Origin of the sequence: Pseudomonas sp. K5002 (genome assembly GCF_013386655.1) — a bacterium.
In the GTDB taxonomy this organism is placed as follows: domain Bacteria; phylum Pseudomonadota; class Gammaproteobacteria; order Pseudomonadales; family Pseudomonadaceae; genus Aquipseudomonas.
The window spans coordinates 1-1,286 of the sequence record NZ_JACARK010001182.1 but is presented as its reverse complement, the minus strand read 5'-3'; the positions used below and the strand labels follow the sequence as shown (position 1 = coordinate 1,286).

Here is a 1,286-nt window from a genome sequence, read left to right as displayed (position 1 = left end):
CCGGCGTGCCGGTGCGGCTGATGCCGGTGGCCCGGGAAATCGCGTCCTGCACCGTGGCATCGCCCCGGGCGCGAATCTGCTCGCCGGTCTGGCTTTCAACGCTGCCCGGGGTTTGCAGGGCCGTGAGGTTCAGGCGTGAACCTGCCGTGGTCGGGGTGTTCAGGTCGACGCGCTCGTCGTCGACGGCGGGGGCTGAGACGGCACTGGCGGGAAGCGTCAGGGCCTGGGCAGTGTTTTGCAGGGCGAGCAGGCACAGGCCGGACGCAAGGTACTTGTTCATCGGACGATAAATCGCTTCTTCGAGACGGTACTCGCCGCAGGGCGCGGCGAGTGGGAAAACACATTAAGTGTTACAACATAACACTTTGTGCGGCGTGGGCGAAAGCCCGCGTAAGACTACATAACGCCTCTAGGTAGGGCATCTCGTCTGTTTCACGCTGAACCTGAGGCAGATTCACGTTGGCCAAACCACCGTGAAAGCACCAGGCGATCCAGTGCCCAGACCACGATCAGCGAGGCGCCCACCAGCGGAAAGACAATCGCCAGCCCGAGCATGATCACCATCGCGGTTTTCCATTTCGGCAGGTCATGGCGCAACGGTGGAACCCCCAGGCTGCCCTGTGGCCGACGCTTCCACCAGATCACCACACCGCTGACGGCGCTGAGCAGGATCATCAGGCAAATCAGCAGCACGATGATCTGATTGACCACGCCAAACATCTTGCCTTCGTGCAGCATCACGCCCGATTCGGTAACCCGCGCCACGCTGTTGTAGTGCTCCCAGCGCACATCGGCCAGGACCTTGCCGGAGTATTGGTCCACATGCAGGGTGGCGTCATTGCGCGGGTCGTTGGCGAACACCGCGAGGGTGAACACGCCTTCGGCAGTGGTGGGGAAGGTGATGCTGTAGCCGGGCTCGACCTTGCGTGAGTTGGCGAGGTCGACCACCTGTTGCAGGCGGATACTCGGGGCTGCCGGGCCCTGGCTCATGCCGGCGTGCTTCATGTGCTCGGCATGCTCGCCAGACATCGGCATCGGCGTGTTTTCCATGGCCCACGGCACGGTTTGTTGGCTCGCGGTGTTGAGGCTGCGGGCCTGCTGGTCGGACTGCGGCACGTTGTTCCACATGGCCGCCGGGAATTTATTCCACAGCTCGGCGTATTGCTTGCCCCAGAAGCCGGTCCAGGTCATGCCGCTGAGCAGCATCACCAGCAGAAACGCCGCGCCCCAGAAACCGGCGACCGCGTGCAAATCGCGCCAGAACAAGCGGCCGCGACTGCCCAGCC

At 63.5% G+C, this 1,286-nt stretch carries 1 protein-coding gene and 1 pseudogene; both read right to left on the bottom strand.

Features of this window, described 5'->3' with window-relative positions:
• Positions 1–280: pseudogene (locus HX846_RS34660) on the bottom strand (TonB-dependent siderophore receptor); the annotation flags it as partial.
• A 152-nt stretch (positions 281–432) separates the two neighbouring features.
• On the bottom strand, positions 433–1,286 hold an 854-nt coding region (locus HX846_RS34655), incomplete at its 5' end, for a PepSY domain-containing protein (protein WP_178967198.1).